Raw genomic sequence first — 18,797 nt, forward strand, 5'->3', positions numbered from 1 at the left:
AATAGTCCAATCATATAAGAAAGAAAAAGACCCGCAATGGCAAGATAAAAGCCAATGCCGATTGACAGGGGTATTCAAAGAGTTGCTAATGTTTTCTAAAAATATTTTTCCCATCAATCCCCCAACGCCCGACTAAGATCGGGCGCTCTGTTCGGTGTGCTATCACCCGGCTCCCACCAGGAACGCTGATTCCAGTCTTTGCGTGCTCGGTCTTTCATGCGCCGCAAGTAACCCGGTGACGCCTCTTCCATCATCTGGTTATAGAATGCATGATCAAACGCAGCTTTGGTATACCAGAGGTTCATAAAGTTAACGCCGGGGGCATTCTGCTTGATAAAGCGTAACAGATCGGCGGCGGCGTGCGTATCTTTTCCTAACGCCGCTTTGGTTGCATTACCCAGCGTCACATTAACAGCATCAATGCTAGTGCCAAACACGGGGCCAAGCAAGTTCATCCAGTTGGGTTGTCCACCTCGGCTGTCGCCGCCCATTCCTGTATAGATCATATCGCCAACGATACCCATCCCACCCCCCTGTAGAAATGCCGCCGCCCCAAATTTAGCCGTAAACATATCGCGCGGATCTTTGCCGTCTGCAATATCCTTTAATTGAATGGCTAGTGCGCCAAATAGAGTGGTACCCACTAATAAAGACGCGGAATATGCGAGTTTGCCGGTTCCATTCTCGATTTCACTGATTCGACGCAAATGACGCGACATCATTCCGAAAGAAAATGATTTAAACAGCATGAAATGTCGCAACATTTCTCCGCCCCAAGTGCCGCGCTGCGTTCCCTGCATCATTGCAGCACGAGCCATAATATCGGAGCCAAGAGAGGCATACTCTGATTCATCGTTAATAAACCCTAGCAACTTACCAATCGCAGAGTTCTTGGCGATATCATCAGCGCCGCTAATGGCGCGAATGCTGCGTGGTGTTAGCATGGGCTGACCTTTAAAGGTTTCAGGTGTTGCTTGCTGCCATACAGCCCAATCGCTTTCAGTAATACCACGACGCATCATTAATGTCCGATCAGCCTGATCCAGCACACTCCAGTTATTCCGGCTCATTGATGCGATTTTCGACATCATGGTGACTGAAAAACCGCGCCGGATTGCGTTAGTCCACCCCTCAAGCAACGTAGCGCGCATCGTCGCCGAGGCTAACTTCCCCGTCCACCCCTGCGTGAGTTTTTCACCATGAAAGCGGCTCATATCACTAATAATGGAGTCCGTCGCCAAACCAAGACGCGCAGCATCTTGACGGTAGTCAGAGCTGAAACTCCTTAGCGTATTCACCAGTGTTTTCCCCATCGGAAGATTATGGTACGCGGAGGCCAGCATTAGCGTAGGAACATCAGTAATTGACGATAAAAAAGTCCTCACCAGCTTGGTAGATGTCAGTAGGTTTCTCACCCCCTGATGTCTGTCAGCCAATCTAGCCTCGACAGGCATATTCAACGAACCGTTTAGCGTATCCCACACCATTTCTGGCGTTGCACCAAATTCACGGGATGACGCAGGGTGTTTTCGTAGATTGATTGCATCCTTATTTGTGGCGGTATCCCTGAGTAGATCAAACGTCCTGCTGGGGTTGGGCCCCATTTCCTCAATTAGCGCAATATCTTTTGTTATGCCGAAAATATGGCTTTGCATTCCCTCGAAAACAGTACCCTGCCCATAGGTATCCATGTATTTTAGATAGCCGTCAGCGCCATTAAAATGAATCTGGCGGTGTGACTCATCACCCTTGGATGCCCGGCTGCCCATAGCAACCTGACCAGGTTCAAGCTTATTATTTCCCTGAGTCGTGATTGTGTCATAGGCTTTGCCGAGAAAGTCCCGCATCTGCCCGGTATCCATCGCGGTACCGTCTTCATTCAGATATCGGGAGCGATCAAGAACAGGCAGAATAAAGTCAGTCCACTTTTCTTTGCCCGCCTTAACCATGCGTGCTAGATCATGCGGCTGCGGGACGTAGCCATAATCAAGTTTACCCATATCCATGCCCGCAGAATTAGCCCGCTGGCGCAACCCTTCAATCTGCTGGTTCCATGCTTTTGAGGCTTTTGCTGCTACCGGATTCCCGGTATTGATACCGTAAACCTCATAGATAAACGCTTTCGTCGCTACGGGGTTATCGAACAGACCAAGAAATCTGGGCTCGACAGCATTGATCGTGTCAACTATTTCACTGAATGCCGCCGCGCGCTCACCTCGAACGCGGACATCCAATTGCCGCAGCCGTTCAAACAGCGCTTTATGAAATGGCGCTTTACCGCCCAGCACGGCAGCACGTTCAGTTAGTGCCTCAACATTTTTAACCTGAGCCACCATATTAAGCGCCCGGCGCTCTGCGATTTTTTCAGCACGCTGAATATGGGCAACCATTGCACGCTGTGCCGCCTCCATCAGTCTGTCTTGCTGGGATAGTGAACTGAAACGCTGGCGATCTTCTCTTGCAAGTTCACGCAGGTGATAGCTTATCGTTGTATCTATCCCGTCGGTTTCCGCTTTCGTCAGCTTTCTTCCGATGGCGCTCTCTACTTCCTGAATACAATTCGGATGCATGGTTATCCCCTACGTAAAAAACAAGAGACAGCGGTACCAAACATGGTGGATTCACGGCGTGCAGTTTGCAGGTTGGCGTCGATATCAGCCATAACCTCCGTGACATTTTGCTGAATCGGCGTTCCCTCATTATCAAATGCGGAAATAACGTTAGCCTCAGGGTTAGCCAGCACCAGTGCTCTTAGTCGTTCAACGGATGGGGGATACTTACCACTACCAGCGCCAGAGGTATTCTCTTGAGCGCGTGGGGCGCGGCTGTCTTGTGGCGATGAAATATCTGCTGCTGGGGATGATCCCCGTGTGCGATCGGTTATTCCGGCCTCATCACGCAGCATCAAACGCAAATAGGCGGGAACGATCCCTTGCTCCAGCCTGGAAAGGTTGGAGCGTGCTTCATAATAAAGCCCACCATCCTGATGTGGTGCTAGTTGCTCCTTTGTTTCTCTCAATCGAGATGCCAAATCAGAAATTTTAGCGTTGAGAGTTTCGATCGTAGCTGCACGTTCAGCGCGGGCTTTTGCTAAGTTCCTTCTTGAACCAGTGAGTGGTGTATCAGCTAGTTGATTAAGGTCAGACTTTGCTTTCTGCAATTGATACTCAAGGTTGCGAGACTCTTCCGTTAACGACTTACGTTCACCTCGCGGAAGTAATTGATCGGCCAGGCCGCGCAAACGGATTGTTTCTGCTGAAACCGTAGATTCGTTGTGAAGAAGGAATGCTGCGTCGTTTACGCCATCAAGTGACGACACATCCACCCTATCTCCTGCGTCCAGTTGCCGCATGGCGAGATCCAGTGCGTTTTGATGCACCACGCTGGACGCAATATCAACAGGTAAACCGGGGGCGGTAGACTCACTGAAATGCTCAGCGCCACGAGCGGTCATTGCAGCATCTACAATCTCAGGCGATGGGCGAGCGTAAAGGTGGGCCAGCCCGCCGAACGCAGCCCCAAGGATCACATCGGTCGCCAGCGCGGTTTTATCAAAGGCTCTATATTGCTGGGCCATTTCTTTATATCCGTTCCGCTCCAGTAATTCATGTGTTGCGGCGCGATGAGCGACACCCAAACCGGCATTACTTGCAGCTCCAGCCAACAATCGGGTACTGAGGCTTTTTGCAAAAGGGGCGGAGGGGATTACTACGCCAACAGCATTTACGCCACCTTCTAATATGGCCTTTCCAAATGCGGTGTTATCATCGACCCCCTTCTTTAACGCCTCATCATATCTAACTTGCGTGGTTGCTACGCCCGTTAAGCCAGCAGCCCCAATCGGCCCCCCCAATGCGGATCCCACCGCTGCGGGCGCTATAACTTCGCCAAAGCCATCTAATAATTGCCCTACCGTGCTGGTCGTTAACGGATCTGGTTTACTGGTTTCACCAATTCTGGCTATGTTTTTAATTCGTTCATCCCACGATTTATCCAAACCTGCCGCTGCTGTTAATGGCCTAAACGCATCAGCGAGGTTTTTTTCTACCGTGTAATCGACGTTATTTAACCCACGAAAGGCACCGTTAATTAAATCAAGCGGAGCGTTCCAATCAGCAAAGGCGGGGCCAATATCCTTAATCTGGATCCCTCCAGGTTGGTTTTTTATTGTTTCAATGCCTCGAGCGTCAAAATCTAAAATATTCATTGGCCCGCCCCGCTAAGAGTAATGATCACTTTTTTACCCGATGGGTCTAGCAGCGGGGATTTCCCGTAAATCATCAGGTACTGATCTTTACCAACGTACTGCATGCCCATGCTTTCGAATTTATCAAGCGCGGTAGGAGGAAGACCCTGATTGGTTACAGCATCCGAAAACGCTTTCTTTGATGCGGTTTTGAATGACAGTTCTGACATTCCCCACGGGGTTATGGTTTTTTGCCCGTTAATGTCAACCACGATCCCTATAACAGCCTTGATCGACTCCTTAATAATATCTGGGTCAATTACGCCGGTTATCACCCCCTTCTCAGCCGCACGAGCAACATAATAAGAACGAATGGCTTGTTCGCCCTGCTGATACGCTTGGGGCATATTTGCAAATACCTTATCAAGCGTATTGGCAATTGCAGTGGTGAATTCCTTTTGAGACGGGATGGGGAAGTTTTTAGGCGTTCCGTCTTCGTTTCGTTGCTCTTTTGATGGGTTAAGAATTTGATTACCAATCAGCAGACGTTGTGCAACCTGCTGGCCTGTAACGGTTACGTCATCGGCAAAGTAATCGCTTTCCACTGTAAGCGGGGTATCAGTAACAGCAAGGCTGCCAGCATAAGCTGTTACCGGACTATCAGGGGCGATTTGCTGCATGATTGACTGATAATCGGTATCGCTATTAACGGCGTTCCTGAGGCGGGATAACAACGATGCCTGGCCTTCAACGGATTGCTTCTTCAACTCCCCTGACAGATAAGACGCCTCCTGCGGAAGAAGTAATCGGCGTGGAACATTAACGCCTGTATTGTTCCGCACAGCATCAATGGTCGCAGACCGATCGGTAATGGTCGCGCCAACCCGTTGAGTAATATCAGCGCCCTCCATAGCACTCATCGCTGCGGCAGTTGTCGGATTTAGGGCAGTCATATCAAGGGGCGTAATAGCATCCCCCGTGCGGTTTTGGTTGAACAGCAATGGGGTTTCCATTAACTGCTTATTGTTGGCTTGCACTGCTCTATCCAACATTTCAAGCCTGCGATAGTCAGCAATCGTGCCGCCTTTTTTATTCAGTTCGGCGGATAGCTGGCTAACATAGTTAGTCGATTCCAACGGGCCTTTGCTGATCACCTCCTGAATTTGTGGGCCAAGACTTAATAATTCCCTGGCCTCTCCCTCCGCACTGGTGCCTATCGTTGCGGTCATGACTTTATCTTGCAAGTCAGCACTGACTGTCTTTCCCGCGTAGATCAATGGGGCAACTGAATTTACTGCGCGTAACGCTAATGCTTCCCGCTTTGCCTCTGCCGCTGTTGCCTTTGCTTCTAACCGCGACTGATAGCCCATAGCCTGATTCAGCAACGCAGTGCGCTTGTCTGGATCAAGCTTATCAATATAAAAACCTTTTTCAGAGGTAAGCTGATTACTCAAATCTGATAGCGCGGTGCCGTTGTTTCTGGCCTCCATCAATTTTTGTCGCGCCTGATTAAACCAATTCTGATCAACCCAGCTTTGGCGTACTTTGGCCCACTGCGCACCATAAGCAAGCCGCCCCTGTTCCTCATACGCAGCAGACATGGCGTTGATTTTTTCGATATCTGCACCGGGGTAGTTGGTCAGTTTACCCAGCTTATCCAGCCCGCTATCAACCTGATCACGCGCTTCGATTTTCAGTGCGGCACGCGCGTAGCCCTGCGCCGTGGTGAGTCCATCAGATTCGTAGTGCTTTAGCCCACCCTCGGCAACCTGTGTTTCTGCAATACCCAGCCCTGAGAATTGCGGCTTTTCCAGCTTTCCTACCGCGTCGTGATATGCATTCTCTACTTCATCAGCACGCAGTGTGCCCTCTTCCACTCGCCGTCGGATTGATTCGAGAGAGTCCTTTATACCGATTTGATAATCGAGCATCGACTCGCCAGCCCGCGCGCGCACGACCGCGTTAATCTCTTGCTTTACATCATCCGCCAACCCCGCCACCGCTTGCCCGATAGCCCCCGTACCGCTCACATTGACGCGCGTTGGCTGGGGGGGGGGAGCCGCGTTACCAAAATTACCCGTTGGGATACGCATTAATGAATCCCCATGTTGCCGAACAGGTTGTTTGTTGATGCGCCGGTTTTGGTGGCTGGCTTATCTTGCGCGGTCTTCCAGCCAGAATACGCTTTCGCGCCAGATGACAGTAATGAACTTCCCGCACTGATATAACCAGACGTGGCAGCATTGCGGCCGCTAATCCTGTCAGCCTGTCCTTGTGCCCGATAGCGTGAAGCGGCATTTTGCCCGTTGAGGATGGTCATCGTGGCGTCTTCTTCCGCATCACCCACAATCCCCGACGTAATGCGCAATGCGGTTCCCGATCCCGTTTCAACGCCTGAGGCCGCATACCCAGCGTTTGCCTGTGATGCCTGTGCCGCGCCCGCTTTTCGGATGCGTTCGGCCTCAACCCGCGCCGCTGATTTTGCGGCCTCCGCGTCGGCCTCTGCTTGTGCCGCCTGATAATCAGCCATGCTTTTTTGCTGCATACCACTCGCTAGCGCACCACCTGCGGCAAGAACGGACGAGCCTATAGCGGCAATGGCTAATGTAACCGGATCACACATTGTTAAACCTCCATCGAATACAACAGGCCAGCGCGTACCAGCCCCAACCGTTGATACAGTTCACCGGTACGCGCTTCATGAATGCCCGTGGTGATACCCATGCGGATTTCGCGCACGCCGTTTTCTTTCGCCCAGGCAATAAACGCTTTTACCAGTCGGTATCCGGCGGGGGCGCCTCGCCGTTCTGCATCGATAAACACGCCGTATTCAAACGCCATGCGATCGCTGGAGAACCACTGTTCAGCGATGCCGCCCCCCATCCAGCCGATAATCTGCCCGTCGTGCTCTGCGACCAGCACAACCCCAAAACAGGCATCGATAAGTTGCTCCGCCAGCGCGCGGCATTTTTCCGCACTGAACGAAAAATTCCGGTAGCGTGATTCCTGGTGCATGCGCATACCCAGCAGCACCAGCGCCGGAATATCCTCTTTTGTTGCGGGTCGGATCATGGTTAACCCCCATTACTGGTGAAAGTGGTCATCACAGCCAGCAGATGGAACGGCAGCGGCTGCAATTGCTGAATGCGTAATGTGTCTTCGCCTTTCTCCCAACCGAGTTTTCCCCACGAGTGATCGCCCGTGAAAAGCGGTGCCGGCTGGTTGAGAATTTTCGGGCCAAAGCGACGAAAAGGGAGGGTTTGCCCGTTGCAGGTGGCGCCGGTGGTGTCGAGAAAACGCATGGTGACTTCGCTGGTGCGTTTCTTGGCGTTCTGTACGGTGCCTTCGCTGGTAGAAATTTCCTGCGTCAGTGTTTCAATGGTGGTGTTGAAATGCAGTCCAATGGCGACGCTTTTCGCGGTACGGGTCAACGTGACAGCGCCATCGGTGACTACCTGTGCGGGCATGACGTTGCCGTCTGCCACGATATCAACGGTTTTTCCTTCGAGGTGATGTAAGCCTCCCCACGCTTTTGCCCCTGCCTCACGGGTGCCGGTAACCGTCGCATCGCTGCGCAATTCATCTCCCAGCAATTCAACGTAGCGCACCGTCTCGCCGTTAATTTCACGTTTGACGATGGTATATACCGCATCGCCTGAATCGGTGGGGATAGAAGATACCGACTCAAAGGCACCCTCGGTGACATGCCGCGACCAGGCGATCACATCCTGCGAACGATCGAGCACCATAGAGCACAGGGTTCCGTCTGCGCGTATCAGCCAGACGATAGAATCCGGCTGCTGCTGGTAGGCCATATCCACAATGCCCGATCCGGTGATGTGCTCAGACAATACAGAGAGATCATTAACGGAATAGGCGACGTAGCTGTCGGGGTCATAAGCGACCGCAAACAGTTTGCGCCCTGCGCGCTGGATAAAAAGGATTTCGGTACCAACGCGCACCGGGCGAATAGTATTGCAACCGTAGGGGCTGGGATTTTTTACGGATATATTGGTCGGTGTGATGGCGGCATCCGAGCCGCCGGTTAACGTAAACTCGCCACCGTAGGTCAGCGCAATAAGCGTGTTCATCTGCGCTAAATGCACGATAGGGTTTAGCTGGTCAGAGGAAACCGTAAACGACATGGCATCGTCGTCGTCATCGCCCAGCTCGAAAGACAGGTAAGCGCCGGTTTCACTGAACCACACCGTTTGTGGGTACTCAGGAGATCCCGCCAGCACCAGCCGTTGCTGGTAGAACGTCACGGCACCCGGATAGCCCAACGCTTCTGACCACACACTATCTTCACGCGTCCATGCTCCCGGTGAGGCGGACTGTGTTGCCGACAGGTCAGCACGGATAACACCGGCGGCCACCTGCGCACTGTTTACCGATTGGATTAGCACCAGCCCGCGATTGATACGCACATACGACCCGACATCAGCCGCCACCCAGCCACTGCCGGTAAAGGACGTGGCGCTTTCGGTATCGTATAGCGTGAGCGTTATCGACGTGCCGACAAACTCTTTTACCGAGGGCTTGCACCATTTTTCCGGTGTGTCGCGGATTTCATCAAATGGCATCACCACAAATTCAGCAGCAGCCAGCGTCCAATCGGTTTGCGCCTGTCGCTGTAACCGTTGCGGCGGGATGTCCTGGTGAACCAAAAACATGGTGTCGGCGCTCTGCACGAATTTCACTTCGGACAGCATGCTTTCGGTGAACGGGCTTTTGATTTCGTAAGGGGTTAAATCATCATTAACCACCTGCGCACCGTTCTGGAAAAAGCGCACGTAGCCGTCGCCAAATTCCAGTTCGTACGCCTGAGCGCGGTTAAACACGAAAGGGATCAGGCGGGATTTTTTATCGGCGTATTTCGTGGCCGCAATAAAACGCGTACCGGGGCGACGCTTAACGCCACCGTGAACCACGCACACGGCATTCTCTACCTGTTTTGCGCCATTGGCATAACGCACAATATCCACGCGCCCCATCAAGCGCGGGGAAATTTCACCGGCGGTAAAATTGGTTTTTATCAGGTTGGCGCGCATGGTTAAAACCTCGACGTGAGCAACGGATAACCGCCAAGCGCTTCTGGTGGGTCTTCCTGTCCGTCAATGGCCTTGGCCTGACGCAGCAGATAGGCGGCTTCCTGCGTAAGCGCATCGCGCAGGCTGGCGGATGCTGTTACCGCATAGGCTATCTTTGCTGCCATAAACGCTTCTGCCAGCGCCACCAGTGCCGGATCCCACGTTGATTCATCGTCGTTGCGGAAGAGGTAACGCAGTTTCAGTGTGTTGATGTTGGCGAGGATTTTCCGCCCTTCCTGTCGGTACTGGATATCGTCTGACTCATCACCCACGGATAGCACGCGCAGCAAGTCACCCGGCAGCGGGAACTGATACGCAACGCCAAAAGCAGGGGCGGTACTGGAGGGGGAGAGCACCACGCGTTTAACAGCACAATTCCAGGGGTGTTTACGCAATAAATCTTCACGTACGGTGGGATAAACGTTGGCGCACAGGCGTGCGCTGTCAGAGTCCTCTTTAAAATCATTAATGGGATTCTGACCGAGGATAAGCAGCGCGTTAGAACAGATAGAAACACTGGAAACACTGGAAGCCATAGCGGTACCTTTAACAAAAACGGCCGGGGTTTTACCCCCGGCAATACCCACGCGGCGTTACGCGACAAAATCAATCGCAACCACTTTCTTCTCGTTGGCGCGGCCTGCGCCGTAAGACGCATCCACGGAAATCTGGATGGTGTTGTTCTTGTCACGACGCGGACCGATATCGACGTTATATTCCGCACCGGTACCGAAATGCACGGCAGACTTCGCCCAGGCCACCGTGGTTTTAGTGGTCACGCTTGCGGCCCTGGTAGCATCCAGCGCTTCATAAGCGATCCACTGGAAGCCCAGCCAGTGGTTAGACACAGACCCTTCCTGCAACATCTTGACCGCCATAAAGTCGGCGCTGGTCAATGTGGTGTCACTCAGGATTTGCGTCAGCATGTCGGCGTTGTAGGCGATGTAAAGCTGTTCGCCGTTCTGCTCGTCGCACTCGTTGCGGCGGAACATCGCTTTGGCGGCTATCAGTTTGGCTTTGGTCAAGCCCGTGCCACCCGCTACAATTTTCTGGGACGCAGGAAGCGCAACGTTGGTGTAAGCGCCGTTGTTTTCCGTCTTGCGCGGTACCGCATCCAGCAATGCACGGTAAATCACCGTATCCTTGCGGCGGTTGGCGGCGGCCAGCGTCAATTGCAGATAGGGCCCCTGAGGGTCAGCAATCAGCTTGCGCAGGTCGCGCTTTTCGACAGGAACGAACACACCGTAATCCGCCATCAGTGCGTTACGGGTGCCGGCTTCCGGCACATCCCACACGGTGTTACCGAAACGCGTAGTAATGGCGTTCATTTCGATGGTACCCATGTCGTTGATGGTGAACGACGCACCGGTGATCTGCCCGCGATCCTGTACCGCTGCCTGCAGACGGGAATCTTTTTGTTGTGAGGCAATCTCAAAAGAATCATGAAACTGCGTTACAAAGGCGGCGGTGACCATACTTTTATTGGCATCAAAAGCCATAATGCGCACTCCAATTCTGTTTCGCCTGTGGGGTGTCGGTTTCCCGGCCCAATACACCGACTGCTTGGCGCTTACAGACGGCGGGAAATCAGGTATCCGGCTACCACGCCGGGCTGGTAGAGTGATTGTGCGCAAGGTGCGCGTTCGGTTTCCCGACCAAATAAAAAAAGCCAGCGCTCAGGCTGGCTTGTTGTGACATGTCACAGTATTACGCTACGGGTGTGTTGCCGTAGGTTTTCGCGTAGTACGCCTGGACACGCGCAGAGACTTTTTCATGATCGGCGTGTTTCGGATCCATATAGGCATCCGACTTCATCAAATCACGAATGGTCTGTTGCTCTTCCAGATTGATATCACTGCCAGCGGGGGAATCTTCCTGCATTTCTCCGCCGATTCTTGCCAGCATGCGAATGACCATCGGGTTATTGCCGATCTCGTCAATGCGGCCTTTGTCGGCCTCATCAGCCAGAGAATTAAACGCCCGGTATGCCAGCCCGATATTTTTGTTAAATTCCGCGTCGGTTTTCCACACCTCGCGCAATGCTGTGCGGGCGGCTTCCTGATCCCGTTGTGCGGCACCGCCCACCAGTTCCGGCACACGCTGCATGTACTCACCGAGCACAAAGCTTAACTGGTCATTGGTTAGCCCCTTGGCGTGGGCGGATGTTAAGAAGCCCTGCATTTGGGGATCGGCTTTAAACTCATCCCAATTGAAGCCCTCGGCATCTACCTTAGGTGCATACTCATCCGCCGTTTTTGGCGGCGCGTCCCCGCTGCCAAGGCGCTTTTCCAAATGCGTATGCGCATCCGCCAGTTTGCGGGCAGAGCTTTCAATATTGAGGGTACCGTCTTCGCCCACAACGCGGTATTTTTCCGGTAGCCAATCTGTCGCGCCCGGTTGCTGTGCTGCGCCAGTATTGAGCAAAGCGCCGCCACCTTCGCCACCCGCATTACCACCGCCGTCGTTACCACCATCACTCCCCCCTGAGCCTTCGCCCTCGCCAGCCTGATTCATGAACGGGAATTTAAGCTTCCACATTGTTGCTTACTCCATCTCTTCGTCTGCTTCGTTAAGCCTGCGTAAAATAAAATCGAGCACATCACGTCGCCCGGCGTTAAAACATGTCTGGCGTTCACCTTCAGGGCCCCCCTTGACGTACACGGCACCACCAAAACGCCGCGTTAACTCATCCAGCACTTGCTGTCCGCCCGGCGTTTCTTCAAAAACGCGCTTGTAATCCTCTGCTCGAGCATCCTTTAAGATCATCGTGCTCCCCCTACCATCTGCTGAACCAATGCGGAACCGGCTTCTTTACCTGCCGAGGTTGCCGCTTCCTGCCCTGCCTGCATCAGCATTTGCTGTTGTGCTGCCTGCTGCTGTGCCGGTCTGCGCTGTTCACGTAAACGGGCCACATCGTCGGCGCTGCGAATCACCTTGGCGGGAACGCCCAGCGCTTCGGACACCACGCGAGCCGCTGAGTCGGTATCCAGCAGGTCGGTAACGTCGGGATCAATCTGTGCCAGTTGCGCAATGTTGGCCCCGGCACGCTCAATGGCGGTCACGTCCTCCAGCTTCTGCGCGCGCGCCAGCGGGGAAATGTAATGCACGTTAAAATTGGCGGAGTCCATCCCCTCAGGCGCGGCGGGGAAGATGCCAGCGCGGTACGCAATGCCGAAACAACGCTGAACCAGTATTTGCAGGTATTCAGCCTGAAAGCGTCCGTACACGGGTCCGAGCAATTGACGGATCAGAGCCACGCGCACATGCACCTCGGTGGCGGTCATGGCGGGGCCGTCTTGCGGCTGTAGCTGGTCGGCCATCAGAATCTTGCGGATTTGCGCCCGTAGTTTTTCTTCGGACGTAAACGCAACGTTGAAATCGGCACCGGTTAACAGCGGCTTCATACTGTTCACGCTGTTGGCGACGATAATGCGGCGTGGCCCCACCTTGACGGTGCGCGGGTTTATTACACCGTCGTCTTCCACGATCCACATGCCGGAAATCGCCAGGTCAGCGGCGGCTTTCTCCATGCGCTTAATTTCGTTTAGCTCTTTGCAGTCGGGCAACGCGTCATAAACGGGGCCGACACCGTAGGCGCTGGCGGGGATCTTCATCCAGCGAGGAACGGCAACGGGAAATTCATGATAGCCAGACTCGCGCGCGGTGCACTTGCCCTGGACGTCGATGTGATACGACGCAAAGCGCATGTTTTTTGCGAGACGGGCATTGGCCACATAGGTATCACGCGGAAAAATGGCATGAATAAAATCGAATTTCGCGTCAGGTTTTTTCTTGGCCTCGTCGCGGATTTTGTCGCTCACGTTTTTGTCGCCAAATTCTTTTACCGCCTGCTCTGCGGTTAACGGGTAGCAGCGATACAGGGTGTCAACAATGCCATCACGACGAGACGATGAGACATAGCACTGCGATAGCGGCCACTGCTGGAAGGTAAAGCCGCCCTGCTCCTTGTCCTCATCGATGTAAAGTGCGAACCAGCCAGCAATAACCACATCCAAACAGGCTTCGTAGGCTTCCGCGTCAAAATTGGCCGCGTGAATGTTTTCCCATACCAGCGTTGCGCAGGTGGATAGCCACGTTTTTTGCTCGTCGGTGAGGCTTTCGCTGTTTAAATCCATCCACTGCGCATTAGCGGGCGTCATACCGGACATAAGCGCCGAGGCAAGAATGCGCGTGCTGTCCGTTGCGGTACCGTCCAGCAACTGCGCCACCCTGGATTTAGCGCTGCTGGCGTCCAGTACATCGGAAGAAAAGCCCGCCCCGCGCAACGGGTAGGTGAAATCAAAGCACTCGCGCCAGGCCGATTCATTGGACTGGCGTAATGCTTTCAGTGAATCCGCCCGACGGATTATTTTGCTGGCTGTTTCGTTGACCACGTTACGCCCCCAAGTTGGTTTTACCGCTTGCACCAGACGCAAGCAGTGACGTGCCGGAATCCGCTGCCCCTTCTGAACCCGTGGCAAGCAGGGATGATCCCTTTTTACGTTTACGGCGTGCGGCTGAATCCGCGTTTGCTGCCTTGGCGGCGGCGTCTGCTGCTTTGGCGGCTTCCGCTTCTGGGTCGTACCGCACAACGGTGGGTGAACCTCCTCCACACATGACGGATTCTCCTTAGCTGGGAACGTGCCAGCCCTTGTCAGTCAGTACGGGGGCTTTATGCGGCTTGCGCTGCCCGTCCTCGTTGGTGACTGCGGTACTGGTGGTTTGCGTGGTGGCCTGTTTAACCAGGTCGATAAAATCGAGGTTGTTCGTTAACGGCTGATCCGTGAGGTCGGTAAAGCCATACGCGTCGAATTTAGTGATGATTTGAAAGGCGGCGGCGTTCAGCCCAGAAAGCGCCGCGTTGCGGGCTGTGACAGCGTCTGTAGCAATACCGCTTCCACCATCTGCGTCCGCATCAGTAATAACCGTTGCGCCAGCGGTGGCGGCGTTCAGTTGTTCAGGGGGGTTAGCCGTACCCTCCACCTCCGATGACGTAATGATTTCGCCCGGAACTTCGATTTGCTTTTTAGGTCGACCCATGTTGCTTACTCCGTTGGCATTTGGAGCTTGCAGCATGCGTAAAGGCCTGTTCGGTTTTCCGACTAAAATAATCGATTCGGGGGGCTATTTAACATAATGGCTGTTAAGCGCACCGACGAAATGGCGCTCAAGCATAAAACAGGGTGAAGGGCGCAAAAGATCGTGTTTACTGCGCCGGAATGGGTGCTTTTTGAAAATAACATTTTTGTAACAAATGGCGGGTATCGCCGTTCGCCATGATCATGCAACGAACCGGGTATTTTTGACACGTTAGCGCTTGCGGTACCGGCTTTGAAAAAAACGGGTGTAAGGGATTTCTTGCGGCGCTCTGTTTGTGACCAGTACCCATAAGCGAATGAGCGCCTCCCCATCGTCGTAGCGCGGTACCGCTCCCGCTTTCCAGCCATACAGCGCTGACTTGGATACGTGGAGGGTTTGCGCTATCTGTTGCTGCGTCATCCCCGCGCGTTCGATATCGATGATGACGTTAAACCAGTCGATTTGCATCGTGCGAACTCCTCAGGACAAAACGCGCGCATGCGCGAGAGTACAGGGGGGCAAAACGCACTGGTTCCCGTGCACGCAATTCACAAACTGCATTTTCGCCCCCCTTCGTGTTTGTTGCCGTTAAGTTTGCGGTACGTACCAACATGCAAAAAATTACTAATTCGCCCTGTACCAGCCTGTACCCACCGTACCCACCGTACCCACCTGTTTTATATAAACTGGTAAAACGGAGTTATATGATCACACACACATAAGAAGTAATAGGTTGGTACAGTTGGTACAGTTGGTACAGGCCTCTAAAATCAATGAATTAAGATGTACCAACCTCTATTTTGAGGTTGGTACGGGTTGGTACAACGCCTCAAATACCCGCGTCATTTTCCCGTCGATACGACGCTGAACGCGCTTATAACCGCAATTTTGCAAAACATTACTAATTCGCATTTCTTCGCGCTTTCCGATATGGCTGGGATTTAACCCAATCGCATCCCGTAGAACATCGCTAGCGCGTAAAAATTCGCAATTTCGCGGAATGTTATTAGTCATCAGGTCGGGCGTGTCGAGCCATTTCTCTACCGTCTCCAACCAGGCATCCTTAATAGTGTACTGCTCATGGACACTCGCGCCGAGGCGTTCAGCTTCGCGGAACTGGATGCCACCAAGGTGCTTAAACGTCTCTCGTGCCTCCGCCCACAGTAGTTCTCTGTTTCGCGCTATGGCATCGGTATCAACCATTTCGACGACGTCCACAGGCAACCAGCGACGGTTCCCGGTCTTGTCAGCAAGGAACTCGTCCTCATTAGATGACCCAAGGTGGATCCCTCGGCGCGCAAAGGTAGTTGTAAATTCGCGAAATTTTGGAACCCATTTATCGTGGGTACGTGTCACCCAGGCTTTGATTGACTCGAGATCTTTGGTGTTGAGTCCGCGCAATTCGCTTATTTCTGCTACTAGGCATCCGCGCATCTTGCGTGCAAGATCGTCGTCCTTATCAGCAAAAGATATGTCAGCAAAAAATTCAGGATCTGGTGAGAGAGCTGCAATCCCAGCTGATTTACGCAGCCCCTGAGCGCCAACCAGGATAGGCACCATATCGGCTTTGATGCCCGGCTCCAGCACCCTGCCCGCCAGCGCCGTCCACATGTACATGGACACCGCGCGTGTGTATGGCGTGTCGGCGGTACCGAAGTGCGTATGGTAGAAATATTCAATACGTGGCACACCGTCCCACTCCAGCCCGTTGAGCCATGTGGTAGCAGAATCGAAAGGCTGTCTTTTAGCAACCATAAAAACAGCATCGCGCATTAGATCTTTATTGACCTCTTTGAAGCTACGCCGGGAAAGGATAACGCGGAGTTCGCTATAATCTTCATCGCCGAATGCACGCCAGCCGTTGGTTCCTTTTGGGGCCAACATAATTGCATCGCGGAAAATATCGTAACGAATTTCTACCCCCGTAAAAGTAGGACGCAAAAGCGCTAACGCTACGTTGTCGATAATGGCTTCTATGGCTCCTTTATTGTCTCTTCTGAAAGGAGGCAACGGCGCAGGTTCTGCAACTTCGGTACTGGTCAGGTCTTCAAAATCATCCACGCTGGCGGCAGAGGATAAGCGCATACGCTCTGCACCGGGATTTATCCAGCCTTCTTTCTGTGCACGGGTAAAGATGGCCTGATAGCCCGTGCGATCCGCAACAAGCTTCCCCTCATCCCAGCGGCGTTCAGCCTCCGTAATATCAGCAGCACTGCCGCCACCCGCAACAGACCATTCCAGCCACAGCTCTCTGGCCTGGTTTTCAAATTCGGTCCCGATAAACCACGCGAGACGACAGCCCATTGACGCCCAGGCGTTATGTCTGCCACATTTGGGTTGTGCATCGGCCAGCACAGAGGGATGCCACATTGCCGAACGCAGGTCGTCAACGGTCTGTTGGGTAACGTTATTCAGATCGACGAGACGCGATAAGTCATCGCCAGAGTGGTCGGATACGGGGCGGATCGGTAAATCACCCGCCCTTGCCAGCAGGATATCGACGGTAACAGGCGCGCCGCTGAAACGTTCGAATATTGCGTTCTCGTCGGGTCCGTAGAGCATATGGTCAGGGTTATAGACGGAACGGTCCCAGCGGACAGGGTAGTCATCCAGCAGATTGATACAGTCCATCAGCCAGTTTTCTACCGCCGGGCCAAGGATTTTGTACTCCTCTGGTGTGACAGGACGGTCAAGCTCCATGCAAATGCGCCAGCGCTGTTCGCCATTAACCGTCGGGTGCAGATGGCTGGGTGTTGAGTACGTGAAGCATGAGAAGCAGGCCAGTGCGTCGCGCAACGCCCGCCATGCTTCTTCATCGCAGCCGTCCATATCAAGGAACAGCACATCGCGATCACCAGCATTGAGCGCATAACGACCAACAGCAACATCCTTCATCGAATGCCAGATATAGGGCAGGTGTGCTTTTTTGGCGTACATCTGCGCCCGGGTGTCTTCCTGCGAGATGCCGATGGCCTTGCGAAGATCTTCCAGGGTGTCACTAAAACGCGAGAAGTTTTCACATACCGCAGGCTTTGGTTTGGCGTCTCTGGCGTGCAGCCCTGTTGAATACCGTATAGGCATGGGTTATTTGGCCTTGGCCTTGGTAGTAGTAGTAGCTATTTGTGCTAGATAGAACTGTTCTAGAGCACGCACTGTAGATATCCGAGGATCACCGTTCTTCCCCGTAAGTATTCGACTTATTGAAGGTTGTTTTACACCAGTGTCCTTCTCTAGGTCTTTTTGAGTGAATCCAAGGGCCAGCAGCGCCCTAACAACTTCTTGAGGTGTTTTTTTATTCATCATCTCAACTCCAAATTTATGCATTAACCGCATTAAAAATAACAATTCGCATAGAAGTATGCAATGCAAAAAAATTATTATTATTCGATTATAATATGCTAAAAGACATATTTTTATATCTGGAGACGTACAAATGCACGTAGGAACTGAAAATTTAAACAGAAATATCAAGAGCTTAATGAAAAAGAAGCATGTAAAAAGTGTTACTGAATTATCACGGCGAATAGGGATGCCACAACCTACATTGCACCGAATGCTAAATGGTGAAGTCAAAAGCCCAAGGTTGGCGGTGGTTCAAAACCTTGCAAAATTTTTCAATGTAGAGGCCAACGACTTGCTATATAAGGATTTAACTCTCAAAGATAATAATCAACCGGAAGAGATCCAACAAAATGAAGCTTTCCCTAGTCAGCCTATCCCTCTGACTTTTACTAAAGTACCGATGCTGGGTACGGCACAACTTGGCGGTGGTGGCTATTGGGATCCTCAAGAATACGCTGTTGGCCAAGGGGATGGCTATGTCTTGTGGCCAACAAAGGATAAAGATGCATTTGCACTCAAGTGCCAAGGAGATTCAATGATGCCTCGGATACAACACGGGGAGTTTGTTGTGATAGAGCCTAACCGGAAATTTAAGCCAGGAGATGAAGTACTAGTTCAAGATACACAAGGGGAAGTAATGGTAAAAATATTTCTCTTTCAAAAAGATGGAATTGTTAACTTGCTTTCAATCAACTCAGAACATGCCCCTATTCGTCTAGAGGCGCACACCATAAAAAAAATATTCTACGTGGCAGGCATAGTCAAAGATTCGCTGTACTACCCAGACTAATTTAAAAACCAAGAGAACCTCTCTCGAGAAAATTAATGCGAAAAAGAATTGACAATGCGAAAACAAGTCTCGATACTATCTATGCGATTGTGAATATACAGATCGCATACACCACCCGCTCTTTAACAATCTGGACAGGGCAGTCACCCCCCGCAATTCAGTGGCCCGCTGAATGTCTTGGCTAACCCGTTGAAACCGGAATGCGAGACAGGAACGTGATGAGGGACATGCTTTTTGCTGCATGTCCCTCAAGCAAATGTGAATTTATCAAGCGTCGGCCCTGGTCGCGGGCGCTTTATTAAGTTCGCTG

Annotated in this window: 16 protein-coding genes; 1 reads left to right on the forward strand and 15 read right to left on the reverse strand. The window is 52.5% G+C overall.

The features are described from left to right. Nucleotides 1-113 precede the first annotated feature (113 nt). From ACD630_RS06295 to ACD630_RS06365, 15 genes are all read right to left on the reverse strand, one after another. The gene (locus ACD630_RS06295) at nt 114-2,570 is read right to left on the reverse strand and encodes a hypothetical protein (protein ID WP_430358467.1); all 2,457 of its coding nucleotides are present in this window, start codon (nt 2,568-2,570) and stop codon (nt 114-116) included. 2 nt (nt 2,571-2,572) lie between these two features. Then, on the reverse strand, nt 2,573-4,207 hold the full coding sequence (locus tag ACD630_RS06300; protein ID WP_430358468.1) for a hypothetical protein: 1,635 nt from the start codon (nt 4,205-4,207) through the stop codon (nt 2,573-2,575). After that, nucleotides 4,204-6,177 carry a hypothetical protein gene (locus ACD630_RS06305; protein ID WP_430358469.1) on the reverse strand — a complete coding sequence of 658 codons (1,974 nt, stop codon included), beginning with the start codon at nt 6,175-6,177 and terminating at the stop codon, nt 4,204-4,206. Before ACD630_RS06305 ends, ACD630_RS06300 begins: the two co-directional genes overlap by 4 nt. A 101-nt stretch (nt 6,178-6,278) precedes the next feature. Beyond that, nucleotides 6,279-6,809: a hypothetical protein gene (locus tag ACD630_RS06310; RefSeq protein ID WP_430358470.1), complete on the reverse strand. Its 531-nt coding sequence runs from the start codon at nt 6,807-6,809 to the stop codon at nt 6,279-6,281. Nucleotides 6,810-6,811: 2 nt separating this feature from the next. Next, nucleotides 6,812-7,258 carry an N-acetyltransferase family protein gene (locus tag ACD630_RS06315; RefSeq protein ID WP_430358471.1) on the reverse strand — a complete coding sequence of 149 codons (447 nt, stop codon included), beginning with the start codon at nt 7,256-7,258 and terminating at the stop codon, nt 6,812-6,814. A gap of 2 nt (nt 7,259-7,260) precedes the next feature. After that, on the reverse strand, nt 7,261-9,237 hold the full coding sequence (locus ACD630_RS06320) for a hypothetical protein (RefSeq protein WP_430358472.1): 1,977 nt from the start codon (nt 9,235-9,237) through the stop codon (nt 7,261-7,263). Nucleotides 9,238-9,239: 2 nt separating this feature from the next. Continuing rightward, entirely contained in the window at nt 9,240-9,812 is a 573-nt protein-coding gene (locus ACD630_RS06325; protein WP_430358473.1) for a hypothetical protein, read from the reverse strand. Nucleotides 9,813-9,869: 57 nt separating this feature from the next. Then, complete coding sequence (locus tag ACD630_RS06330) at nt 9,870-10,775, reverse strand: phage capsid protein (RefSeq protein WP_430358474.1); 906 nt, start codon at nt 10,773-10,775, stop codon at nt 9,870-9,872. Between the two features lie 208 nt (nt 10,776-10,983). Beyond that, nucleotides 10,984-11,814 carry a hypothetical protein gene (locus ACD630_RS06335; protein WP_430358475.1) on the reverse strand — a complete coding sequence of 277 codons (831 nt, stop codon included), beginning with the start codon at nt 11,812-11,814 and terminating at the stop codon, nt 10,984-10,986. A 6-nt stretch (nt 11,815-11,820) separates the two neighbouring features. Further along, nucleotides 11,821-12,042, reverse strand: coding sequence for a hypothetical protein (locus ACD630_RS06340; RefSeq protein ID WP_430358476.1), 222 nt, complete (start codon nt 12,040-12,042; stop codon nt 11,821-11,823). Next, the gene (locus tag ACD630_RS06345; protein WP_430359926.1) at nt 12,039-13,670 is read right to left on the reverse strand and encodes a portal protein; all 1,632 of its coding nucleotides are present in this window, start codon (nt 13,668-13,670) and stop codon (nt 12,039-12,041) included. The genes ACD630_RS06340 and ACD630_RS06345 overlap by 4 nt, the downstream gene beginning before the upstream one ends. Nucleotides 13,671-13,905: 235 nt before the next feature. Next, nucleotides 13,906-14,352, reverse strand: a complete 447-nt coding sequence (locus ACD630_RS06350; RefSeq protein WP_430358477.1) for a hypothetical protein — start codon at nt 14,350-14,352, stop codon at nt 13,906-13,908. A 234-nt stretch (nt 14,353-14,586) separates the two neighbouring features. Beyond that, nucleotides 14,587-14,823, reverse strand: coding sequence for a hypothetical protein (locus tag ACD630_RS06355; protein ID WP_430358478.1), 237 nt, complete (start codon nt 14,821-14,823; stop codon nt 14,587-14,589). Between the two features lie 327 nt (nt 14,824-15,150). Beyond that, entirely contained in the window at nt 15,151-17,436 is a 2,286-nt protein-coding gene (locus ACD630_RS06360; protein WP_430358479.1) for a VapE domain-containing protein, read from the reverse strand. Between the two features lie 3 nt (nt 17,437-17,439). Further along, nucleotides 17,440-17,658 (reverse strand): helix-turn-helix transcriptional regulator, encoded by a 219-nt coding sequence (locus ACD630_RS06365; protein ID WP_430358480.1) that lies wholly within the window; start codon nt 17,656-17,658, stop codon nt 17,440-17,442. Between the two features lie 130 nt (nt 17,659-17,788). Between ACD630_RS06365 and ACD630_RS06370 the strand changes: the two genes are divergently transcribed. Then, a complete protein-coding gene (locus ACD630_RS06370) occupies nt 17,789-18,487 on the forward strand; it encodes a S24 family peptidase (protein ID WP_430358481.1) in 699 nt (232 codons plus the stop codon). The last annotated feature ends 310 nt before the right edge of the window (nt 18,488-18,797 follow it).

Origin of the sequence: Symbiopectobacterium sp. RP, assembly GCF_050472005.1 — a bacterium.
In the GTDB taxonomy this organism is placed as follows: domain Bacteria; phylum Pseudomonadota; class Gammaproteobacteria; order Enterobacterales; family Enterobacteriaceae; genus Symbiopectobacterium.